Annotated in this window: 26 protein-coding genes; 21 read left to right on the forward strand and 5 right to left on the reverse strand. The window is 56.4% G+C overall.

All coding sequences use genetic code 11. The features are described from left to right. Positions 1-6 precede the first annotated feature (6 nt). Positions 7-225 carry a YheU family protein gene (locus OGV79_RS03210; protein ID WP_047460774.1) on the reverse strand — a complete coding sequence of 73 codons (219 nt, stop codon included), beginning with the start codon at positions 223-225 and terminating at the stop codon, positions 7-9. After that, the gene (locus tag OGV79_RS03215) at positions 222-1244 is read right to left on the reverse strand and encodes a hydrolase (RefSeq protein ID WP_012135458.1); all 1023 of its coding nucleotides are present in this window, start codon (positions 1242-1244) and stop codon (positions 222-224) included. The genes OGV79_RS03210 and OGV79_RS03215 overlap by 4 nt, the downstream gene beginning before the upstream one ends. Positions 1245-1493: 249 nt before the next feature. Between OGV79_RS03215 and mdcA the strand changes: the two genes are divergently transcribed. The 8 genes from mdcA to mdcH all read left to right on the forward strand — a co-directional run bounded on the left by mdcA (position 1494) and on the right by mdcH (position 8543). Further along, positions 1494-3149, forward strand: a complete 1656-nt coding sequence (gene mdcA / locus OGV79_RS03220; RefSeq protein WP_286467320.1) for a malonate decarboxylase subunit alpha — start codon at positions 1494-1496, stop codon at positions 3147-3149. Then, the gene (locus tag OGV79_RS03225; protein WP_110493732.1) at positions 3149-4006 is read left to right on the forward strand and encodes a triphosphoribosyl-dephospho-CoA synthase; all 858 of its coding nucleotides are present in this window, start codon (positions 3149-3151) and stop codon (positions 4004-4006) included. Before mdcA ends, OGV79_RS03225 begins: the two co-directional genes overlap by 1 nt. Positions 4007-4015: 9 nt before the next feature. After that, a complete protein-coding gene (mdcC, locus tag OGV79_RS03230) occupies positions 4016-4315 on the forward strand; it encodes a malonate decarboxylase acyl carrier protein (RefSeq protein WP_047460783.1) in 300 nt (99 codons plus the stop codon). Continuing rightward, complete coding sequence (locus OGV79_RS03235) at positions 4308-5141, forward strand: biotin-independent malonate decarboxylase subunit beta (RefSeq protein ID WP_200026950.1); 834 nt, start codon at positions 4308-4310, stop codon at positions 5139-5141. The genes mdcC and OGV79_RS03235 overlap by 8 nt, the downstream gene beginning before the upstream one ends. Then, complete coding sequence (gene mdcE / locus OGV79_RS03240; RefSeq protein WP_286467386.1) at positions 5141-5941, forward strand: biotin-independent malonate decarboxylase subunit gamma; 801 nt, start codon at positions 5141-5143, stop codon at positions 5939-5941. The genes OGV79_RS03235 and mdcE overlap by 1 nt, the downstream gene beginning before the upstream one ends. 124 nt (positions 5942-6065) lie before the next feature. Beyond that, positions 6066-7025 (forward strand): AEC family transporter, encoded by a 960-nt coding sequence (locus OGV79_RS03245; protein WP_012135451.1) that lies wholly within the window; start codon positions 6066-6068, stop codon positions 7023-7025. 3 nt (positions 7026-7028) lie between these two features. Further along, a complete protein-coding gene (locus OGV79_RS03250; protein ID WP_286467354.1) occupies positions 7029-7646 on the forward strand; it encodes a malonate decarboxylase holo-ACP synthase in 618 nt (205 codons plus the stop codon). After that, complete coding sequence (gene mdcH / locus OGV79_RS03255) at positions 7647-8543, forward strand: malonate decarboxylase subunit epsilon (RefSeq protein WP_047460795.1); 897 nt, start codon at positions 7647-7649, stop codon at positions 8541-8543. It abuts the gene before it with no gap. Between the two features lie 149 nt (positions 8544-8692). Here mdcH and OGV79_RS03260 read toward each other — a convergent pair whose 3' ends face one another. Both OGV79_RS03260 and OGV79_RS03265 read right to left on the reverse strand, forming a co-directional pair. Next, entirely contained in the window at positions 8693-9625 is a 933-nt protein-coding gene (locus OGV79_RS03260) for a LysR family transcriptional regulator (RefSeq protein ID WP_024131007.1), read from the reverse strand. Between the two features lie 16 nt (positions 9626-9641). Then, complete coding sequence (locus tag OGV79_RS03265) at positions 9642-11543, reverse strand: ABC transporter ATP-binding protein (protein WP_012135447.1); 1902 nt, start codon at positions 11541-11543, stop codon at positions 9642-9644. A gap of 128 nt (positions 11544-11671) precedes the next feature. Between OGV79_RS03265 and kefG the strand changes: the two genes are divergently transcribed. The 4 genes from kefG (at position 11672) to slyD (ending at position 14926) form a co-directional block, all read left to right on the forward strand. After that, positions 11672-12223 carry a glutathione-regulated potassium-efflux system ancillary protein KefG gene (gene kefG / locus OGV79_RS03270; protein ID WP_024131006.1) on the forward strand — a complete coding sequence of 184 codons (552 nt, stop codon included), beginning with the start codon at positions 11672-11674 and terminating at the stop codon, positions 12221-12223. Beyond that, entirely contained in the window at positions 12223-14028 is a 1806-nt protein-coding gene (gene kefB, locus OGV79_RS03275) for a glutathione-regulated potassium-efflux system protein KefB (RefSeq protein ID WP_012135445.1), read from the forward strand. The genes kefG and kefB overlap by 1 nt, the downstream gene beginning before the upstream one ends. Before the next feature lie 9 nt (positions 14029-14037). After that, complete coding sequence (locus tag OGV79_RS03280; protein WP_047460809.1) at positions 14038-14238, forward strand: YheV family putative zinc ribbon protein; 201 nt, start codon at positions 14038-14040, stop codon at positions 14236-14238. A gap of 94 nt (positions 14239-14332) precedes the next feature. After that, positions 14333-14926, forward strand: a complete 594-nt coding sequence (gene slyD, locus OGV79_RS03285) for a peptidylprolyl isomerase (protein WP_041851431.1) — start codon at positions 14333-14335, stop codon at positions 14924-14926. Positions 14927-15038: 112 nt separating this feature from the next. Here the strand turns inward: slyD and OGV79_RS03290 are convergent, their stop codons facing one another. After that, on the reverse strand, positions 15039-15257 hold the full coding sequence (locus tag OGV79_RS03290) for a protein SlyX (protein ID WP_012135441.1): 219 nt from the start codon (positions 15255-15257) through the stop codon (positions 15039-15041). A gap of 232 nt (positions 15258-15489) precedes the next feature. Between OGV79_RS03290 and fkpA the strand changes: the two genes are divergently transcribed. The 9 genes from fkpA to tuf form a co-directional block, all read left to right on the forward strand. After that, positions 15490-16308, forward strand: a complete 819-nt coding sequence (fkpA, locus tag OGV79_RS03295) for an FKBP-type peptidyl-prolyl cis-trans isomerase (RefSeq protein WP_012135440.1) — start codon at positions 15490-15492, stop codon at positions 16306-16308. Positions 16309-16474: 166 nt separating this feature from the next. Next, a complete protein-coding gene (locus OGV79_RS03300; RefSeq protein WP_012135439.1) occupies positions 16475-17197 on the forward strand; it encodes a helix-turn-helix transcriptional regulator in 723 nt (240 codons plus the stop codon). Continuing rightward, on the forward strand, positions 17197-17583 hold the full coding sequence (tusD, locus tag OGV79_RS03305) for a sulfurtransferase complex subunit TusD (RefSeq protein WP_047460815.1): 387 nt from the start codon (positions 17197-17199) through the stop codon (positions 17581-17583). Before OGV79_RS03300 ends, tusD begins: the two co-directional genes overlap by 1 nt. Further along, complete coding sequence (gene tusC, locus OGV79_RS03310; RefSeq protein ID WP_012135437.1) at positions 17583-17942, forward strand: sulfurtransferase complex subunit TusC; 360 nt, start codon at positions 17583-17585, stop codon at positions 17940-17942. The genes tusD and tusC overlap by 1 nt, the downstream gene beginning before the upstream one ends. Before the next feature lie 7 nt (positions 17943-17949). Further along, positions 17950-18237 carry a sulfurtransferase complex subunit TusB gene (gene tusB, locus OGV79_RS03315; RefSeq protein ID WP_200075949.1) on the forward strand — a complete coding sequence of 96 codons (288 nt, stop codon included), beginning with the start codon at positions 17950-17952 and terminating at the stop codon, positions 18235-18237. Positions 18238-18362: 125 nt separating this feature from the next. Continuing rightward, positions 18363-18737 carry a 30S ribosomal protein S12 gene (gene rpsL, locus OGV79_RS03320; RefSeq protein ID WP_000246815.1) on the forward strand — a complete coding sequence of 125 codons (375 nt, stop codon included), beginning with the start codon at positions 18363-18365 and terminating at the stop codon, positions 18735-18737. A gap of 96 nt (positions 18738-18833) precedes the next feature. Then, the gene (rpsG, locus tag OGV79_RS03325) at positions 18834-19304 is read left to right on the forward strand and encodes a 30S ribosomal protein S7 (RefSeq protein ID WP_002920113.1); all 471 of its coding nucleotides are present in this window, start codon (positions 18834-18836) and stop codon (positions 19302-19304) included. A gap of 97 nt (positions 19305-19401) precedes the next feature. Further along, complete coding sequence (gene fusA / locus OGV79_RS03330; RefSeq protein WP_012135435.1) at positions 19402-21516, forward strand: elongation factor G; 2115 nt, start codon at positions 19402-19404, stop codon at positions 21514-21516. Between the two features lie 70 nt (positions 21517-21586). Continuing rightward, positions 21587-22656: elongation factor Tu (gene tuf / locus OGV79_RS03335; protein ID WP_286467362.1), on the forward strand; the 1070-nt coding region annotated here is incomplete at its 3' end.

The following is a 22656-nucleotide window of genomic DNA, read 5'->3' on the forward strand; positions in this document are numbered from 1 at the left end:
GGCGGATTATTCGCGAAACTGTCCACGCGGCATAATATTGACCGTCTCGTGCAGCTCAGACCACACCAGAACAGCTTCTCCGCACTGTAGCTGTCGTTTGACGTCGGCGACCTTTTGCTCAAGCGAACGTTCATGTTCACCATAATCGGTGCCTTCACGCAACACAAAGCTTTCGATCAAATTGTCCAGCGTCTCAGAAGACAGCTCTTGCCAGGGGATCATCATGATGACGCCTCCAGATACGTTGTCAGCCAGTCGGGAATCCGCGACTCCAGCCACATTTCCGGGCGACGCAGCGTCCCGCCGATAAATCCAACATGCCCGCCATGCTCGGTGAGCTGATACTCCACCAGCGGCGGCAGATTTTCCGGTTTCGGGATCACATGATGATCCATAAACGGATCGTCTTTCGCGTGAATGATGAGCGTCGGTTTGGCGATCTGGTTGAGCATCGGCATGGCGCTACATTGACGATAATAGTCTATCGCGTCGGCAAAGCCGTGAATTTTCGCGGTGATCAGATCGTCAAATTCACGGAGCCGGCGCACGGATTTGAGCTGCGCCAGATTAATCGGCAGTGTGCCGGGGTATGCCGCCAGCTTGCGCGCGGCGTTGGCCTTCAGCAGATTGAGCAGATAGCGCTGATAAACGCGGGAAAACCCTTTTTCCATATGATAGCTGCACGCTTCCAGCACGAAGGGAGCGGAAACGATGACCGCCGCGTCAATTGGGATCTCGCGGCCTTCTTTCGCCAGCAGACACGCCAGCATATTTCCGCCGAGCGAATAGCCGACGGCGGCGGTGGGGACGGCGCCAAACTCGCGCTGTAGCCAGTGTAAAAACCAGGTGCCGTCTTCCGTTTCGCCGGAGTGATAAATGCGGTTCAGCCGGTTCGGTTCGCCGCTACAGCCGCGAAAGTGCATGACCACGCCCAGCCAGCCGCGCTTTTGCGCCGCTTCAATCAGCCCGTGAGCGTACGGGCTGTTCAGGCTGCCTTCCAGGCCGTGAAAAACCACCAGACGCGGTTTGTGCTTCGCGTGCTGCGGATCTTCACTCCAGGCCAGATCGATAAAATCGCCGTCCGGTAATTCCAGACGTTGCCAGTGCGCATCGAACTTCACCTTGCGGCGGATGAGTCGCGGCAGCATGGTTTGCAGGTGGCGGTTGCGGATACCGCGCATTGGCACGAACTCCGCACTATCGTGACCAGTGATATCAAGGTCGGGGGAGGTTATTTGAGTCATAAATTATGCGATGTTTTTTTAAATCTGCCGCCTACTATACCGTCACTTTCCCCTGGTGTTTATGAAAATGAGGCAGGAGGAGCGGATTTACACCTTCCTGACGCTGATCTTAATCACAATTCATTACTCAAATTATTACTCTCAGGCTAATGATTCCTCTCTACGCTTAATTGATGACTTTCTCACCAGGGCGCACACTCTTTCCAGTGTTAAGCAATCAAAATGATTAGCTGAATCAGGAGGTTAATAATGTTATCTGGGCAAACGCCAGCACGAGTCTGGAACATGCGCCGTACCGAGAAGCAGCGGCGTCTGGCTTCCGTTCCGGTACAGGGCAAGGTGCTGCCAACCGCAGACCTGACCGCAATGCTGGAAAAACTGATCGCGCCGGGTGACCGCGTGGTATTAGAAGGGAATAACCAGAAGCAGGCAGATTTCCTGTCCCGCATGCTGGCGGAGGTCAACCCGCAGATAGTGCATGACCTGCATATGATCATGCCAAGCGTTGGGCGCAGCGAGCATCTCGATATCTTCGAAAAGGGTATCGCCCGCAAGCTGGACTTCTCTTTTTCCGGCACCCAAAGTCTGCGCATCTCGCAACTGCTGGAAGATGGCCTGCTGGAAATTGGCGCCATCCACACCTACATCGAGCTTTACTCCCGTCTTTATGTCGACCTGGCGCCAAACGTGGCGCTGATTGCCGGTTACAAAGCTGACCGCAAAGGCAACCTCTACACCGGGCCGAGTACCGAAGATACCCCGGCGCTGGTGGAAGCCGCCGCATTCCACGATGGCATCGTTATCGCACAGGTGAATGAACTGGTGGACGACGAGTGCGACTTGCCGCGCGTCGATATTCCGGGCTCGTGGATCGACTACGTGGTGGTTGCCGACAAACCGTTCTTTATCGAACCGCTGTTCACTCGCGACCCGCGCCTGATCAAACAGGAACATATCCTGATGGCGATGATGGCCATTAAAGGCATCTACGCAGAGCATCAGGTGCAGTCGCTGAACCACGGTATCGGCTTCAACACCGCCGCTATTGAACTGCTGCTGCCGACCTGGGGCGAGCAACTCGGTCTGCGCGGCAAAATCTGTAAACACTGGACGCTGAACCCGCATCCGACGCTGATCCCGGCGATTGAAAGCGGCTGGGTGGAAAGCGTGCACTGCTTCGGCGGCGAGCTGGGGATGGAGGAGTACATCCGCGCCCGTCCTGACGTGTTCTTTACCGGCGCCGACGGCTCCATGCGTTCTAACCGCGCCTTCTGTCAGCTGGCGGGTCAGTACGCGGTCGATATGTTTATCGGCTCCACGTTGCAGGTTGATGGCCTGGCTAACTCCTCAACGGTGACTCGTGGTCGTCTGTCCGGCTTTGGCGGCGCGCCAAACATGGGCCACGACCCGCACGGTCGCCGTCATGCTACCCCGGCCTGGCTGAATATGATCACCGAACCTGACCCCATGCAGCGCGGTAAAAAGCTGGTGGTGCAGATGGTGGAAACTTTCCAGGCGGGCGTGAAACCGACCTTCGTGGAAAAACTGGACGCGGTTGATGTGGCGAAAGCCTCCGGTATGCCGCTGGCGCCGGTGATGATCTACGGTGACGACGTGACCCACGTTCTGACCGAAGAAGGTATCGCTTATCTCTACCGGGCGGAAAGTCTGGAAGAGCGTCGCGCGATGGTTGCGGCGGTGGCTGGTATCACCGACATCGGTCTGGGCGTAGACGCCCGGCGCGTCGCCGAACTGCGTCAGAGCGGCAAGGTGGTTTACCCGGAAGATATGGGCATTCGTCGTACCGACGCCACCCGTTCTCTGCTGGCGGCCGGTAGCGTTGCCGACCTGGTGGAATGGTCCGGGGGTCTCTACAACCCACCTGCGAAATTTCGGAGCTGGTAATGAAACTTCTGCCCCGGATTCAGGTTGAAGGCGGTGCCGAATGGCTGGCGCGAACCGCCACGCAGTGTCTGATCGACGAAGCACGATTAAGCCCGAAGCCCGGTCTGGTGGACAGTCGGGGGAACGGCGCGCACCACGATTTATCGCTTGCGCTGATGGAGCGCTCGGCGCACAGCCTGACCTCCACGTTTCAGGCGCTGGCGCAACAAAGCTGGCGGCGTCCGGCTGATATTGCGCTCAGACAAACCATAGGGCGACTCGGTCGCGAAGGCGAGCAGCAGATGATGGCGGCAACGGGCGGCGTGAACACCCACCGTGGCGCGATTTGGGCGCTGGGGCTGTTGGTGAGCGCCGTGGCGATGCACGGCGGCGCGGGCAGGGCGCAGCAGGTGACGGCAACCGCCGCTGAACTGGCAAAATTGCCGGATGACGCCGCGCCGAAAGTCTTCAGTAAAGGGCTGCGCGCCACCCACCGTTATCGCGTACCGGGCGCCAGAGAAGAGGCACAGCAGGCGTTTCCACACATTATGCAGCGTGCGCTGCCGCAGCTTCGGCTAAGCCGACAGAACGGCAGCAGTGAAATGCACGCCCGGCTGGATGCGCTGATGGCCATCATGACCTCGCTGACCGACACCTGCGTACTTTCTCGCGCCGGGATGGAGGGGCTGGATGCCATGCAGCACGGCGCGCGCGCCGTTCTCCATGCGGGCGGCAGCGCGCACCCGGCAGGGGCGCAGGCGCTGGCCCGTTTAGACCGTCAGATGCTGGCGCTGAACGCCTCGCCGGGCGGCGCGGCGGACTTGCTCGCCGCCACCCTGTTTCTCGATCGCGTCGAAACGTCTTATTCAAAGCATTAAGAGGATGTTATGGAAAAAATCACATTGACCGTGCCAGCCAGCCGCGCATTACGCGGCAGGGCGCTGGCAGGGGTTGTCGGCTCCGGGGATATGGAGGTGTTATTCACCGCCGACCAGGGCCAGACGTTAACCATTGATATCACCACTTCCGTCGATAACAGCCGCAGCCGCTGGGAAGCGCTGTTTACCCGTCTGCAAACGGTCAGCAGCCTGCCGGCAGGCAAACTGACCATCCACGACTTCGGCGCGACGCCGGGCGTAGCGCGCATTCGTATCGAACAGGTATTTGAAGAGGTGAGCTATGCGTGATGACCGCAGTTTTATCGAATTAAAAGCGCGTCAGCGCGCCCATGCGCTGCTGGATGAAGGCAGCTACCGCGAACTGCTCGACCCGTTTGAAGGCGTGATGTCGCCGTGGCTGGGCGCGCAGGGCATCGTGCCGCAGGCCGATGACGGCATGGTCGTGGCGAAAGGCACTATTAACGGCAAACCGGCGGTGGTTGTGGCGATTGAGGGCGCATTCCAGGGCGGCAGCATGGGCGAAGTGTCCGGCGCTAAAATGGCGGCGGCGCTGGAGCTGGCGGCGGAAGATAACCGTAACGGTATTCCGACGCAGGCGGTGTTGAGCCTGGAAACCGGCGGCGTGCGTTTGCAGGAAGCCAACCTCGGCCTGGCGGCGATTGCCGACATCCACGCGGCGATTGTTGACCTGCGTCGTTATACCCCGGTGGTCGGCATTGTGGCGGGGACTGTCGGCTGCTTCGGCGGGATGTCTATTGCCGCTGCGCTGTGTAGCTATCTGATTGTCACTCGCGAAGCGCGTCTGGGCCTGAACGGCCCGCAGGTTATCGAACAGGAAGCCGGGATTGAAGAGTATGACTCCCGTGACCGCCCGTTTATCTGGAGCATGACCGGTGGCGAAGTGCGCTATCAAAGCGGGCTGGTGGATGCGCTGGTTGGCGATGGCGTCAACGCGGTGAAAGCGGCGATGAACGATGCGCTGGCGAAAGGCGTTCCGGCAAAACACCGCACCGATAACTACGACGATTACCTGAACCGTCTGAGCCAGTTCGACACCCGCAAACAGGCCGATTCAGAACAGATTAACGCGCTCTTTGCCCGGGAGGTGAAATGATGAGTAACGCAATAAGCCGTGGCGAGTTATGGCTGCAAGCCCTCGTACCGAACGCCAGACGGCTCGAAGGGCTGTGCCCCTCCGTGCAGGCCGCAGACGGTGAACTGAACGGTGAAACGGCGCGCTTTATCGCGGTAGTGCCGGATGCTAACAACCATTACCCACGCGCCGCAAAAGGCGAGGTTGGTCTGCTGGAAGGCTGGACGCTTGCAAAAGTAGTCAGCGAAACCGTGGCTGCCGATGCTGACAACGCTGTTAAGCGCCCGATCGTGGCGGTGATTGATGTGCCCAGCCAGGCCTACGGTCGCCGTGAAGAAGGCTTTGGTATTCACCAGGCGCTGGCCGGTGCGGTAGCGGCGTATGCCAATGCGCGTCTGGCAGGACATCCGGTGATTGGCCTTATCGTCGGCAAAGCGATGTCCGGCGCGTTTCTGGCGCACGGTTATCAGGCCAACCGTCTGATTGCCTTCAACGACAAAGGCGTGCTGATCCACGCGATGGGCAAAGAGTCTGCGGCACGTATCACCCTGCGTACCGTCGAGTCGCTGGAAAAACTGGCGGCCACTATTCCGCCGATGGCGTACGACATCAGTAACTACGCCACGCTGGGACTGCTCTCCAGTCTGCTGGATATCAGTAATCCAGATGCCCCTTCGGCAAACGATCTGACGTTGGTGACGGCCACTCTGCAACAGGCCATCAGCGATGCTCGTCAGGAGCCGACGCTGAAAAACCGTCTGGGTGCCGACAATCGTCGTAGTTCTGCTCTTGTACGCGAACGCATGCGGGCGAGCTGGTAAGTAAAAGAGACCTGCCAGATGCATAACCCCACGGGCGCGCCCGTTGCGTCCGTGAGGCGACCTGCATCCTGAAAATAATAATCATCGCGTCCGTGCTAACTCTTTTATTCATTACAGGTGATTTATGACTTACGTGATTGTTCATGCTCTTGCACCGATTTTTGTCATCATGTTGCTGGGGTTCTGGGCCGGGAAGGCCAAAATGGTTGATAACAAGAATGTTTCCCTGCTCAACATTTTCGTCATGGATTTTGCACTCCCCGCTGCGCTGTTTAGCGCCACGGTACAAACGCCCTGGACGGGTATTGTCGCGCAGTCGCCGCTGATTCTGGTGCTGACGCTGGCGATGTGGATCACCTACGCCGCTATCTATTTTCTGGCAACGAAGGTATTTAAAAAATCACCGCAGGATGCGGCCGTGCTGACCCTGACCGTCGCTCTGCCAAACTATGCCGCGCTTGGCCTGCCGATTCTCGGTAGCGTGCTGGGCGAAGGGCCGTCAACGTCGCTCTCCGTCGCGGTTTCCATCGCCTGCGGTTCCGTGCTGATGACGCCGTTCTGCCTGCTGATTCTGGAGCGTGAGAAGGCGCGTGCGGAAGGCGGCAACTCAGGTTCTACCCTGTCGATGCTGCCGGTGCTGATGTGGCGTTCAATCAAGAAACCGATCGTGATGGGGCCGCTGCTGGGGGTTATTCTCTCCGCTATCGGTATCAAGATGCCGGAGCTGGTGCTGGCGGCGATCAAACCGCTGGGCCTGGCCGCCACTGCGGCGGCGCTGTTCCTGACCGGGGTGATTCTTTCTGCGCGTAAGTTGCAGATCAACACGATGGTTATTACCTCCACCATTGCCAAGCTGCTGATTCAACCGGCGATTGCCTGGGGGATCGTGCTGATTTTCGGCCTGCATGGCTCGGTGGCGATCACCGCTATCCTGATGATTGCGCTGTCTGCCGGTTTCTTCGGCGTGGTGTTCGGTAACCGCTTCGGCGTGCAGTCGCCGGATGCAGAAGCCGTGCTGCTGTTAAGCTCGGTCCTGTGTATCCTGTCGCTGCCGTTGTTTATCTCGCTGACTTCAGGACTCTAAAGCATGAACACAACATTACGCCCCCACGATCTTATCTGGCTTAACGCGCGGAGCGCGCTGGAAGGTGTCACGGAATCCTGGGTGGATGACGTCTGGCATACCCGCCTGCCGGTGGTGGTGCGGCGTGATGTTGATGCGCAGGGGCGCATTCCCGTCGGCGTTCGCGGCATAAAGCGCGACCAGCGCGCGGCGGGCTGGGCTCAACCGGACGCCATTACCCGCGTCTGTACGCCGGAATCGCTGGTTGACCCACAGATGCTGCTGCGCTCGCCCTTTATCTCGCAGCCACCGGTTCAGGTGGCTTTATTACTGACGCAACAGGCATGGCCGTGGGCGTGGGGGATTACCGGCAGTACCGGCTACGCGCTGGCGACCGGGCTCCCGGTGATCCACGCCGCAAGCGATCTGGATTTGCTGATTCGCGCCCGGCAGCCGCTCTCTCGCGAGTTGCTGGAGAAATGGCGGCAGCAACTGACGGGCGGGCTTTGCCGTGCGGATACCCAGGTGGAAACGCCGCACGGCGCGTTTGCGCTGAACGAATGGCTGCGCGATGGCAAAGCGCTGTTAAAAACGTCGCAGGGGCCGCGGCTGGTCAGCGACCCGTGGCGCAGGGAGGAGTAAATGAAAATCCTGTTTACCTTTCCGGGGCAGGGGACGCAGCATGCAGGTATGCTGCAAAACCTTCCGGGAACGGAGTTAGCGCTGGCGCGTGAGGTGCTGGGGGCGGAGGCGAATACGCTTGATACCCCGGACGCGCTGCAACACACCCGGGCGGTACAGCTTGCTTTGCTGATTGCCGGGGTGGCGTGGGCGCGCGAGCTGGAACGTCGCGGCGTTGCGCCGGATATTGTCAGCGGCCTGTCCATCGGCGCGTATCCAGCGGCGGTGATCGCCGGAGCGCTGGAGTTTACCGACGCGCTGACGCTGGTGGCCCTGCGCGGTGATTTGATGGAGCAGGCGTATCCGCACGGTTACGGCCTGACGGCGATTATGGGGCTGACCTTGCCGCAGGTGGAATCGCTGGTTGCAGGCAGTGGAACCTTTATCGCTAACCTGAATGCGGAAACCCAGATTGTGATTGCCGGCAGCGATGAGGCGATGGCGGATGTTGCGAAGCGGGCGCTGGATAAAGGCGCGAGTAAAGCCCACCGTCTGGCGGTGAGCGTGCCGTCGCACTGCGCTCTGCTGGCGGAACCGGCGCAGCGGCTGGTGGAGGCGTTCCGTCATGTGACGCTCTCCCGTCCGCGCTGTGCATACCTCAGCGGTAGCACCGGGCGTGTGCTGTGGCAGCCGGAACGTATTGCTGACGACCTGGCGATGAACATGGCGCGGACGGTGCGCTGGCAGGACGCGGCGATCTCCGCCAACGAGCGCGAGGCGCGGCTGGCGATTGAAATGCCGCCCGGCGGCGTGTTGACTTGCTTAACGCGACAGGCGGAGTGGGAAGGTGAGTCTGTTTCGCTGGAACGCAGCGGGGTGGATGTCGCGGTGCATCTGGCAAAACGGCTTAGAGGCTAGTGCGGTTGCCCGATGGCGCTGCGCTTATCGGGCCTACGACTCGCACCCGTTGTAGGCCGGATAAGGCGCGTAGCGTCGCCATCCGGCGATCCCGGTCAACATACAACCCCCGTAGGCCGGATAAGGCGCGCAGCGCCGCCATCCGGCGATCAGGCGCCCGGATTAAGGCTACGCGCGTACATGCGCCCTTCGGCGGCCAGCGCCAGCAGATTAGGGTCGCGCTCGCGGTTGCGGGCGAAGACAATGGCGATGAGCTGCTGCATCTGGTACGGCTGCGACAACTTCAGCAACTGTACGGAATTCTCGTACATCTTCTTCATGCGTCCCGGCATCAGAGTGAAACCGACACCCGCCTGCACCAGACTGAGCATCGAGAAGATGTCGTTCACACGGGTGACAATCTCTGGTTCAAACCCGGCAATATGAAAGGCTTCCTGGAAGCCTGCATAGGTGGCAAAGCCTTCCGCCAGTGAGACAAACTTCTGATCCCGGTAATCACGCAGATCGGCGGGCGAGGAGGTGTCAAGCGTTGCCGTCGCCGGTGCGGCGAGATAAATGTCGTCATGAAACAGCGGCAGCACTTCCAGACTGTTGCGATCGATAGCGCTTTCCGAAATGGAGATCAGGATCGCATCCAGCATTCCGTCTTCCAGCATTCTCAGCAGCGCTTCGTTGGAGCCCATTGTCAGATCCAGTTCGAGATCTGGTCGGCGCAGTTTCATCCCCATGATCAGATGCGGGACGGTTTCCAGCGTCAGAGAGTAGAGCGTACCCACGCGCAGACGCCCCTGGCCGATCCCTGCCGTTTTGCGCGCCTCTTCCAGCCCGCGCGCCATCAACTGGCTGACCTCCTGGCAATACTCCAGCAGCGTCCACGCCGCCGGTTGCGGGATCAGATTACGTCCTTTATGCACGAACAGCGGACAGCGAACATTCTCTTCCAGCGTATGCAGTGCGCGATGAACGCTGACCCCGCTGATATCCAGCGCCTCCGCCGTCCGGGCAATATTGCCTTTCTCCATAAACGTCATGAAGATGCTTAACTTGCGAAAGGTGATATCGTTGGTTATCAGCGGATTCATCGTCATATTCCCGAAGTTAGTCGGCCAGCATCTGCTCAAGCTGTTCCTGTGCTTCCAGCCAGGCCATCTCGCACTCTTCCAGCCCGGATTTGGCGCTGGCCTGCTGTTGCAGGCATTCCGTCAGTTCCGCTTTGCGGCTCTGGTCGTACAGTTCGCTGTCGCCCAGTTTTTCTTCCGCTTGCGCCAGTTTCGCGTTCAGCTTCTCCATCTCTTTTTCCAGACGGGCGATCTCTTTACGCAGCGGCTGGGTCTGGGCACGCAGTTCGGCTTCGCGACGCTTCTGATCCTTACGCGCCTGGGCGCTGTTGGCGTTCTCTTTCGGGGCGTCATCAGGCTGGTTTTCCTGTTTCTGCACGTCGCTCAGCCACTGCTGATAGTCTTCCAGATCGCCATCGAACGGCTCGACTTTATGGTCGTGAACCAGATAGAGATCGTCGGTGGTGGAGCGTAGCAGGTGACGGTCGTGCGAGACGACCACCAGCGCGCCTTCAAATTCGATGAGCGCTTCGGTCAGCGCCTGACGCATATCGAGGTCAAGGTGGTTGGTCGGTTCATCAAGCAGCAGCAGATTAGGGCGCTGCCAGACGATCAATGCCAGCACCAGGCGCGCTTTTTCACCACCGGAGAAGCGACGGGTCTCTTCGCTGACCTTATCGCCCTGGAAGCCAAACCCGCCGAGGTAATCGCGCAGTTTCTGCTCCAGTTCCTGCGGCGCCAGTCGCGCCAGATGTTGCAGCGGCGATTCATCCGCTCGCAAATACTCCAGCTGATGCTGAGCGAAGTAACCGAGTTTAATGCCCTTCGCCAGACCGATTTCACCGCTGGCAGGCGCAAGCTCGCCCGCCAGCAGCTTGATGAGCGTTGATTTACCGGCGCCGTTGCGCCCCAGCAACCCGATGCGTGAACCGGGCACCAGATTCAGCTTAATGGAGTCCAGAATGATGCGATCGCCATACCCGGCGCTCACTTTCTCCATTTTCAGCAGCGGGTTAGGCAGGCTTTCCGGCGCGCGGAAGCTGAAGTGGAACGGGTTATCGACATGCGCGGGGGCGATAAGCTCCATACGCTCCAGCATTTTGATACGGCTCTGTGCCTGCTTCGCTTTTGTCGCTTTGGCGCGGAAACGGTCGATATAACTTTGCAGATGCGCCACGCGCTCCTGCTGGCTCTCGTACATCGCCTGCTGCTGGGCCAGCCGGGTCGCGCGCTGCACTTCAAATGCGCTGTAGTTGCCGGTGTATTCGAACAGGGTTTGCTGTTCGATATGAATGATTTTGTCTACCACCGGATCGAGGAAGTCGCGGTCGTGCGAAATCAGAATCAGAGTGCCCTGATAGCTCTTCAGCCATTTTTCCAGCCAGATAACGGCATCAAGATCGAGGTGGTTGGTCGGTTCATCGAGCAGCAGCAGGTCAGAACGGCAAATCAGCGCCTGGGCCAGGTTAAGGCGCATGCGCCAGCCACCGGAGAAGTCGCTGACCGGGCGTTCAAGCTGTTCGTTGCTAAAACCGAGGCCGTGGAGCAGGCTGGCGGCGCGTGAGCGCACGGTCCAGGCGTCGATGGCGTCGAGCTTGCCGTGTACGGTGGCGATGGCGTGCCCGTCGTTACGTTCGTTGGCGTCGTGCAACTGCGCTTCCAGCTGGCGGTATTCGCGATCGCCATCAATCACGTACTCCAGCGCGGGCTGCGCAAGCGCGGGTGTTTCCTGATTCACCCACGCCAGTTGCCAGTTACCGGGAAAGGTCACACCGCCTGCATCGGCGCTGATTTCATTTTTCAGCAATGCCAGCAGGGTAGATTTACCGCAGCCATTCTTACCCACCAGGCCGACCTTCTGTCCTGGGTTGATGGTGGCGGTGGCATTGTCCAGCAAGACGCGCACGCCGCGACGAATTTGTAACGAGGAGAAAACAATCATAAGGCGCCGTATGTTCAGACTATGTTAATTTATCATTATGATAATGTAATATGCGGGCATTCTGCCGCGCCGGAGCGCAATGGTAGCCCAAAACAATAACGATACACAAAATAACCGGGAGGGGGATGATGTCCCAGCCAGCAAAGGTACTGCTGCTGTATGCCCATCCAGAATCTCAGGACTCGGTCGCGAACCGGGTGCTGCTTAAACCGGCCATGCAACTCAGTAATGTGACGGTGCACGATCTCTACGCGCACTACCCTGATTTTTTTATCGATATCGCGCATGAGCAGGCGCTGTTGCGTGAACATGACGTGATTGTTTTCCAGCATCCGCTGTATACCTATAGCTGTCCGGCGCTGCTTAAAGAGTGGTTAGACCGCGTGCTCAGCCGTGGTTTCGCCAGTGGCCCAGGGGGGAACCAACTGGCGGGAAAGTACTGGCGGAGCGTGATTACCACCGGCGAGCCGGAAAGCGCGTATCGCTACGACGCGCTGAACCGCTATCCGATGACCGATGTGCTGCGGCCGTTTGAGCTGACGGCGGCGATGTGCCGGATGCACTGGATGAGTCCGATTATTATCTACTGGGCCAGGCGACAAAGTGAGCAGGAACTGGCCAGCCACGCGAAAGCCTACGGCGAATGGCTGGCAAACCCTGTTCTGGCGGGAGGTCGCTAATGGAAGGTTCCGATTTATTGACAGCGGGGGTGATGTTCCTCTTCGCGGCGGTCGCTGCGGTGCCACTGGCATCGCGGCTGGGTATTGGTGCGGTACTGGGATATTTGCTGGCAGGGATTGCGATTGGCCCCTGGGGGCTGGGATTTATCAGCGACGTTGATGAAATCCTCCACTTTTCTGAGCTGGGCGTTGTCTTTCTGATGTTTATCATCGGCCTGGAACTCAACCCTTCCAAACTCTGGCAACTGCGTCGCTCTATCTTTGGCGTCGGGGCGGCCCAGGTGATGCTGAGCGCTGTCGTGCTGGCCGGGCTGCTGATGCTTACCGATTTCTCGTGGCAGGCGGCGGTGATCGGCGGGATTGGTCTGGCGATGTCATCGACCGCGATGGCGCTGCAACTGATGCGGGAAAAGGGGATGAACCGCAGCGAATCCGGCCAGTTGGGTTTTTCGGTGCTGCTGTTTCAGGATCTGGCGGTGATCCCCGCGTTGGCGCTGGTGCCGCTGCTGGCTGGCTCGGCAGATGAACATTTTGACTGGATTAAGGTCGGCATGAAGGTGCTGGCCTTTGCCGGGATGCTGATTGGCGGTCGCTATTTGCTGCGCCCGGTGTTCCGTTTTATCGCCGATTCCGGCGTGCGTGAAGTGTTTACTGCCGCCACGCTGTTGCTGGTGCTGGGGTCTGCTTTATTTATGGATGCGCTGGGGCTGTCGATGGCGCTCGGTACGTTTATCGCAGGCGTGCTGCTGGCGGAAAGCGAATACCGTCATGAGCTGGAAACGGCCATCGATCCGTTCAAAGGGCTGCTGCTGGGGTTGTTCTTTATCTCCGTGGGGATGTCGTTAAACCTTGGCGTGCTCTATACCCACCTGTTGTGGGTAGCGGTGAGCGTCATCGTGCTGGTGGCGGTGAAAACGCTGGTGCTTTATCTGCTGGCGCGTCTGTACGGGATTCGGAGTTCGGAGCGGATGCAGTTTGCGGGCGTGCTGAGTCAGGGGGGCGAGTTCGCGTTTGTGCTCTTTTCCACCGCCTCGTCCCAGCGGCTGTTTCAGGGTGACCAGATGTCGCTGCTGCTGGTCACTGTAACGTTGTCGATGATGACCACGCCACTGCTGATGAAGCTCGTCGATAAATGGCTCTCCAGACAGCTTAACGGCCCGGAAGAGGAAGATGAAAAGCCCTGGGTGGATGATGATAAACCGCAGGTGATTGTCGTGGGATTCGGGCGTTTTGGTCAGGTAATTGGCCGTTTGTTGATGGCGAATAAAATGCGCATCACCGTACTGGAGCGCGATATCAGCGCCGTTAACCTGATGCGAAAATACGGCTACAAAGTGTATTACGGCGATGCGACTCAGGTGGAGCTACTGCGTTCGGCGGGAGCGGAAGCGGCGGAGTCTATCGTCATTACCTGTAATGAACCGGAAGACACCATGAAGCTGGTGGAGATATGCCGGCAGCATTTCCCGCATTTGCATATTCTTGCGCGAGCGCGCGGACGTGTGGAAGCGCATGAGTTATTACAGGCGGGTGTCACGCAGTTTTCCCGCGAGACTTTTTCCAGCGCGCTGGAGCTGGGGCGTAAGACGCTGGTGTCGTTAGGGATGCACCCACACCAGGCGCAGCGTGCGCAACTGCATTTCCGTCGGCTGGATATGCGTATGCTAAGGGAGCTTATTCCGATGCATACCGATATGGTGCAAATTTCTCGTGCCAGAGAGGCCAGACGCGAACTGGAGGAGATTTTCCAGCGAGAGATGCAGCAAGAGCGGCGCCAGCTGGATGGCTGGGATGAGTTTGAGTAGAGGGTAGGTATGGCGATTCGTAAACGTTTTATTGCAGGGGCGACGTGTCCGGCCTGCCAGGCGCAGGATTCAATGGCGATGTGGCGCGAAAATAATGTCGATATTGTTGAGTGTGTTAAGTGCGGTCATCAGATGCGTGAAGCCGATAAAGCGGCCCGCGAGCACGTTCGCAAAGAAGAGCAAGTGATCGGGATTTTTCATCCAGACTAGCGATATGCCGCAGGTTTTTTTAAGCTAGTGGGTACACGGGTGCAGAATTCCGCTACAATCTGCGCCACTATTCTTCCCATGCTCAGGAGATATCATGAAAGTAGCAAAAGACCTGGTGGTCAGCCTGGCCTATCAGGTACGTACAGAAGACGGTGTGTTGGTTGATGAGTCTCCGGTGAGTGCGCCGCTGGACTACCTGCATGGTCACGGTTCCCTGATCTCTGGCCTGGAAACAGCGCTGGAAGGTCACGACGTTGGCGACAAATTCGATGTGGCTGTTGGCGCGAACGACGCTTACGGTCAGTATGACGAAAACCTGGTGCAGCGCGTGCCTAAAGACGTCTTCATGGGCGTTGACGAGTTGCAGGTTGGCATGCGTTTCCTGGCGGAAACTGACCAGGGCCCGGTACCGGTAGAAATTACCGAAGTGGAAGACGACCACGTTGTGGTTGACGGTAACCACATGCTGGCTGGCCAGAACCTGAAATTTAACGTGGAAGTTGTGGCGATCCGCGAAGCGACCGAAGAAGAACTGGCTCATGGCCACGTTCACGGCGCGCACGGTCACGACCATGACCACGACCACGGTCACGACGGTTGCTGCGGCGGCCACGGCCACGATCATGACCACGGTCATGAGCATGGCAAAGGTGGTTGTGGCGGTAACGGCGGCTGTGGTTGCCATTAATCGTCTGTAATGCCTGATGGCGCTGCGCTTATCAGGGCTACAGTAGGCCGGATAAGGCGTTTACGCCGCCATCTGGCACAAAAAAGCGGGAATATCCCGCTTTTTTTACGTCTCAATAATGCGGTGGCGGCGTCTCTTCGGCCTGCGAGGCGATATTCGACGGTTGGCTGGCTTTAAGCTTCTCCGTCAGCAGGCGCAGATGATCGCGTAGTTTCGCCATCTCCATCTCGTGCGCGGTCACCGTTACGTTGAGTTCTTCAATGGTGATCTCCTGAAACGCCAGACGGCTCTCCAGTTCAGCCAGGCGAGCTTCCATCGTTATATCTTGCATGATTCACCTCTCTTGTTGTCTCCGGCACTTCTTGGGTCGCGGCGGATTCTACTGAACTTTATCGGATTACACAGCACTCATTCGCCCTCTACGAAACTAATTTAAACAAAAAGAGTCTGAAAAGGGGTGATAATAGGGCGTGTCCGTATGTTGATTTGTTCTACAACGTTTTATAGTACGCTTCTCATGTAAGTTAACCCTGGGGTGAGATGCCCCGGCCCTGGAGATATGGATGAAATCACTGTTTAAAGTAACGCTGCTGGCGACCACGATGGCCGTTGCTCTGCATGCACCGCTCACTTTCGCTGCGGACGCCGCGAAACCAGCTGCAACTGCTGACAGCAAAGCCGCGTTCAAGAATGACGACCAGAAATCTGCTTATGCGCTGGGCGCTTCGCTGGGTCGTTACATGGAAAACTCCCTGAAGGAACAAGAAAAACTGGGGATCAAACTGGATAAAGATCAGCTGATCGCGGGTGTCCAGGATGCATTTGCAGACAAGAGCAAACTGTCTGACCAGGAAATCGAGCAGACCTTGCAGGCATTTGAAGCGCGCGTGAAGACCTCCGCTCAGGCGAAGATGGAAAAAGACGCCGCTGACAACGAAGCGAAAGGTAAAGCGTTCCGCGAGAAATTTGCTAAAGAGAAAGGGGCGAAAACCTCTTCAACAGGTCTGGTTTATAAAGTAGAGAAAGCCGGTACTGGCGAAGCGCCAAAAGACAGCGACACCGTTGTGGTTAACTACAAAGGTACGCTGATCGACGGTAAAGAGTTCGATAACTCCTACACCCGTGGCGAACCGCTCTCTTTCCGTCTGGACGGCGTGATCCCGGGCTGGACTGAAGGCCTGAAGAACATTAAGAAAGGCGGTAAGATCCAGATGGTTATCCCACCGGATCTGGCCTACGGTAAAACGGGCGTTCCGGGTATTCCGGCTAACTCCACGCTGGTATTCGATGTAGAGCTGCTGGACATCAAACCGGCGCCGAAAGCCGATGCGAAACCAGACGCAGCGGCCGACGCCAAATCGACAGATGCTGCTAAAAAATAAAAACTGAGAACCGCCGCCTGTCATGGCGGCGGTTTTTTTATTGCAGGCCGGATATAATTAATACTGGAAAGCGGAACCCCCGCTGTATTAATTTAATCATCCGCGTAAATAATGAGCCTGCCCTGAAAACATAACGACAGGCTCCTGAAAAGGAGTGTTTTTTTTCATGACCAGGTCGCTTTTAACCAACGAAACCAGTGAGCTTGACTTACTGGATCAACGTCCTTTCGATCAAACCGACTTTGATATTCTGAAATCCTACGAAGCGGTGGTGGACGGGTTAGCGATGCTCATTGGTTCCCATTGTGAAATCGTATTGCACTCTTTGCAGGATTTGAAATGCTCAGCCATTCGCATTGCCAACGGTGAACACACGGGGCGCAAAATTGGCTCGCCGATCACTGACCTTGCATTGCGCATGCTGCATGATATGACGGGTGCGGATAGCAGCGTATCGAAGTGTTACTTCACACGCGCGAAAAGCGGTGTCCTGATGAAGTCAGTGACGATTGCCATTCGCAACCGCGAGCATCGCGTAATTGGTCTGCTGTGCATCAACATGAACCTTGATGTGCCGTTCTCGCAGATTATGAATACCTTTATTCCGCCGGAAACGCCGGAAGTGGGTTCCGCCGTGAACTTTGCCTCCTCGGTGGAGGATCTGGTCACCCAGACGCTGGAATTCACCATTGAAGAGGTGAATGCCGATCGCAATGTCTCTAATAACGCGAAGAATCGTCAGATTGTGCTGAATCTGTATGAGAAGGGGATCTTCGATATTAAAGATGCGATTAACCAGGTGGCTGACCGCCTGAACATCTCCAAACATACGGTCTACCTCTATATTCGTCAGTTCAAAAGCGGCGACTTCCAGGGGCAAGATAAGTAATGCGTTTTGCCATTATGGTGACGGGGCCAGCGTACGGAACGCAGCAAGCGAGCAGCGCGTTGCAGTTTGCACATGCCTTAGTTAACGAAGGGCATGAGCTGAGCAGCGTCTTTTTCTACCAGGAAGGCGTGTATAACGCCAACCAGTTGACCTCTCCGGCCAGCGATGAATTCGACCTGGTGCGCGCATGGCAGCAGTTGGGCGCGCAGCATGACGTCGCGTTGAATATCTGCGTTGCGGCGGCGCTGCGTCGCGGAATTGTGGATGAGACCGAAGCAAAAAGGCTGGCGCTGGCATCAGCCAACTTACAGCCAGGGTTTTCGTTGAGCGGGCTTGGCGCACTGGCGGAAGCCTCCCTGACCTGCGATCGCGTGGTGCAGTTTTGATGAAACGTATTGCTTTTGTATTTTCCACCACGCCGCACGGCAGCGCGTCGGGCCGCGAAGGACTGGATGCGTTACTGGCGACGTCGGCGCTGACGGAAGAGACTGGCGTCTTTTTTATCGGCGACGGCGTTTTTCAGATTCTTTCGGGACAAACGCCTGACGTCGTGCTGGCGCGGGATTACATCGCCACCTTCAAACTGCTGGGGCTGTACGATATCGAGCAATGCTGGCTGTGCGCCGCCTCGTTGCGTGAGCGCGGTCTGGAGACGGGGGCGAGTTTCATTGTGGATGCGACGCCGCTTGAACCTGAAGCGTTGCGCGGTGAACTGGACAATTATGATGTTATCCTGAGGTTCTGACGTGACTATCCTGCATACATTATATCGTTCCGCATGGCTCAGTGACGTTTCCGCGCTTCTTCGCGTGTGCAAAGAAGGCGATGCGCTTTTATTGCTACAGGATGGCGTTACGGCGGCCATCGAAGGTAGCCGTTTCCTTGAAAGTTTGCGTAACGCCCCCATAACGGTTTACGCACTGAAAGAAGATATCGATGCTCGCGGTTTGAGCGGTCAAATTTCAGACAGTGTCGTCAGGGTTGACTATACTGACTTCGTCAGACTTGCGGTTAAGCATCCCAGCCAGATGGCCTGGTGATTGTGGGATCGTTGTATATTTCTTGACACCTTTTCGACACCGCCCTAAAATTCGGCGTCCTCATATTGTGTGAGGCCGTTTTATTACGTGTTTACGAAGCAAAAGCTAAAACCAGGAGCTATTTAATGGCAACAGTTAACCAGCTGGTACGCAAACCACGTGCTCGCAAAGTTGCGAAAAGCAACGTGCCTGCGCTGGAAGCATGCCCGCAAAAACGTGGCGTATGTACTCGTGTATATACTACCACCCCTAAAAAACCGAACTCCGCGCTGCGTAAAGTATGCCGTGTTCGTCTGACTAACGGTTTTGAAGTGACTTCCTACATCGGTGGTGAAGGTCACAACCTGCAGGAGCACTCCGTGATCCTGATCCGTGGCGGTCGTGTAAAAGACCTCCCGGGTGTTCGTTACCACACCGTACGTGGTGCGCTTGACTGCTCCGGCGTTAAAGACCGTAAGCAAGCTCGCTCCAAGTATGGCGTGAAGCGTCCTAAGGCTTAATGGTTCTCCGTTAAGTAAGGCCAAACGTTTTAACTTAAATGTCAAACTAAACTCGTAGAGTTTTGGACAATCCTGAATTAACAACGGAGTATTTCCATGCCACGTCGTCGCGTCATTGGTCAGCGTAAAATTCTTCCGGATCCGAAGTTCGGATCAGAACTGCTGGCTAAATTTGTAAATATCCTGATGGTAGATGGTAAAAAATCTACTGCCGAAACTATCGTATACAGCGCGCTGGAGACCCTGGCTCAGCGTTCTGGTAAATCTGAACTGGAAGCTTTCGAAGTAGCTCTCGAAAACGTGCGCCCGACTGTCGAAGTTAAGTCTCGCCGCGTTGGTGGTTCTACTTATCAGGTACCAGTTGAAGTCCGTCCGGTTCGTCGTAATGCTCTGGCAATGCGTTGGATCGTTGAAGCTGCTCGTAAACGCGGTGATAAATCCATGGCTCTGCGCCTGGCGAACGAACTCACTGATGCTGCAGACAACAAAGGTACTGCAGTTAAGAAACGTGAAGACGTTCACCGTATGGCAGAAGCCAACAAGGCGTTCGCACACTACCGTTGGTAATCCCTTCGGAATTTTAGTCACCAGGCGGGCGCTTCCAGCAAGCAGCCCGCTTTGGGCTACTTAAATTGAACGCCTAGAAGATAAAACGAGGAATCAAATGGCTCGTACAACACCCATCGCACGCTACCGTAACATCGGTATCAGTGCGCACATCGACGCCGGTAAAACCACTACTACCGAACGTATTCTGTTCTACACCGGTGTAAACCATAAAATCGGTGAAGTTCATGACGGCGCAGCTACCATGGACTGGATGGAGCAGGAGCAGGAGCGTGGTATTACCATCACCTCCGCAGCGACTACTGCATTCTGGTCTGGTATGGCTAAGCAGTATGAACCGCATCGCGTAAACATCATCGACACCCCGGGGCACGTTGACTTCACTATCGAAGTAGAACGTTCCATGCGTGTTCTTGATGGTGCAGTAATGGTTTACTGCGCAGTTGGTGGTGTTCAGCCGCAGTCTGAAACCGTATGGCGTCAGGCAAACAAATATAAAGTTCCGCGCATTGCGTTCGTTAACAAAATGGACCGTATGGGTGCGAACTTCCTGAAAGTTGTTGGTCAGATCAAAAGCCGTCTGGGCGCGAACCCTGTTCCGCTGCAACTGGCGATTGGCGCTGAAGAAGCGTTCACCGGTGTTGTTGACCTGGTGAAAATGAAAGCCATCAACTGGAACGAAGCAGATGCAGGCGTTACCTTCACTTACGAAGATATCCCGGCTGACATGCAGGAACTGGCTGAAGAATGGCACCAGAACCTGATCGAGTCCGCTGCGGAAGCTTCTGAAGAGCTGATGGAAAAATACCTGGGTGGCGAAGAACTGACTGAAGAAGAGATCAAAAAAGCTCTGCGTCAGCGTGTTCTGAGCAACGAAATCATCCTGGTAACCTGTGGTTCTGCATTTAAGAACAAAGGTGTTCAGGCGATGCTGGATGCGGTAATTGATTACCTGCCATCCCCGGTTGACGTACCTGCGATCAACGGTATCCTGGACGACGGTAAAGATACTCCGGCTGAGCGTCATGCTAGCGATGATGAGCCTTTCTCTGCACTGGCATTCAAAATCGCTACCGACCCGTTCGTGGGTAACCTGACCTTCTTCCGTGTGTACTCTGGTGTGGTTAACTCTGGTGATACCGTACTGAACTCCGTGAAATCTGCACGTGAGCGTTTCGGTCGTATCGTTCAGATGCACGCTAACAAACGTGAAGAGATCAAAGAAGTTCGCGCGGGCGACATCGCTGCTGCTATCGGTCTGAAAGACGTAACTACGGGTGACACCCTGTGTGATCCGGACGCGCCGATCATTCTGGAACGTATGGAATTCCCTGAGCCGGTAATCTCCATCGCAGTAGAACCGAAAACCAAAGCTGACCAGGAAAAAATGGGTCTGGCTCTGGGCCGTCTGGCTAAAGAAGACCCGTCTTTCCGCGTATGGACTGACGAAGAATCTAACCAGACCATTATCGCCGGTATGGGTGAGCTGCACCTCGACATCATCGTTGACCGTATGAAGCGTGAATTCAACGTTGAAGCGAACGTCGGTAAACCTCAGGTTGCTTACCGCGAAGCGATTCGCTCGAAAGTTACCGATATCGAAGGTAAACACGCCAAGCAGTCTGGTGGTCGCGGTCAGTACGGTCATGTTGTTATCGACATGTACCCGCTGGAGCCGGGTTCCAACCCGAAAGGCTACGAGTTCATCAACGACATCAAGGGTGGTGTAATCCCTGGCGAATACATCCCGGCCGTTGATAAAGGTATCCAGGAGCAGCTGAAAGCAGGCCCGCTGGCTGGTTATCCGGTTGTTGACATCGGTATCCGTCTGCACTTCGGTTCTTACCATGACGTTGACTCCTCTGAACTGGCGTTTAAACTGGCTGCGTCTATTGCCTTTAAAGAAGGCTTTAAGAAAGCGAAACCTGTTCTGCTTGAGCCGATCATGAAGGTTGAGGTAGAAACGCCGGAAGAGAACACCGGTGACGTAATTGGTGACTTGAGCCGTCGTCGCGGTATGCTGCGCGGTCAGGAATCCGAAGTTACTGGCGTTAAGATCCACGCTGAAGTACCGCTGTCTGAAATGTTCGGATATGCAACTCAGCTGCGTTCTCTGACCAAAGGTCGCGCATCATACACTATGGAATTCCTGAAGTATGATGATGCACCGAGCAACGTTGCTCAGGCCGTTATTGAAGCCCGTGGTAAATAATCCACAGGATTAAAACCTAAGTCCCGTGCTCTCTCCTGAAGGGGAGAGCACTATAGTAAGGAATATAGCCGTGTCTAAAGAAAAATTTGAACGTACAAAACCGCACGTTAACGTCGGCACCATCGGCCACGTTGACCATGGTAAAACTACTCTGACTGCTGCAATCACTACCGTACTGGCTAAAACCTACGGCGGTGCTGCTCGCGCATTCGACCAGATCGATAACGCGCCGGAAGAAAAAGCTCGTGGTATCACCATCAACACTTCTCACGTTGAATACGACACCCCGACTCGCCACTACGCGCACGTAGACTGCCCGGGCCACGCCGACTATGTTAAAAACATGATCACCGGTGCTGCGCAGATGGACGGCGCGATCCTGGTTGTTGCTGCGACTGACGGCCCGATGCCGCAGACCCGTGAGCACATCCTGCTGGGTCGTCAGGTAGGCGTTCCGTACATCATCGTGTTCCTGAACAAATGCGACATGGTTGATGACGAAGAGCTGCTGGAACTGGTTGAGATGGAAGTGCGTGAACTGCTGTCTCAGTACGATTTCCCGGGCGACGACACGCCGATCGTTCGTGGTTCTGCTCTGAAAGCGCTGGAAGGCGAAGCTGAGTGGGAAGCGAAAATCATCGAACTGGCTGGCTACCTGGATTCTTACATCCCGGAACCAGAGCGTGCGATTGACAAGCCGTTCCTGCTGCCGATCGAAGACGTATTCTCCATCTCCGGTCGTGGTACCGTTGTTACCGGTCGTGTAGAGCGCGGTATCATCAAAGTGGGCGAAGAAGTTGAAATCGTTGGTATCAAAGAGACTGCGAAGTCTACCTGTACTGGCGTTGAAATGTTCCGCAAACTGCTGGACGAAGGCCGTGCTGGTGAGAACGTAGGTGTTCTGCTGCGTGGTATCAAACGTGAAGAAATCGAACGTGGTCAGGTACTGGCTAAGCCGGGTTCCATCAAGCCGCACACCAAGTTCGAATCTGAAGTTTATATCCTGTCCAAAGACGAAGGCGGCCGTCATACTCCGTTCTTCAAAGGCTACCGTCCGCAGTTCTACTTCCGTACAACTGACGTGACTGGCACCATCGAACTGCCGGAAGGCGTAGAGATGGTAATGCCGGGCGACAACAT

The sequence above is a fragment of the Citrobacter sp. CK185 genome (assembly GCF_030333565.1).
GTDB lineage: Bacteria > Pseudomonadota > Gammaproteobacteria > Enterobacterales > Enterobacteriaceae > Citrobacter_B > Citrobacter_B koseri.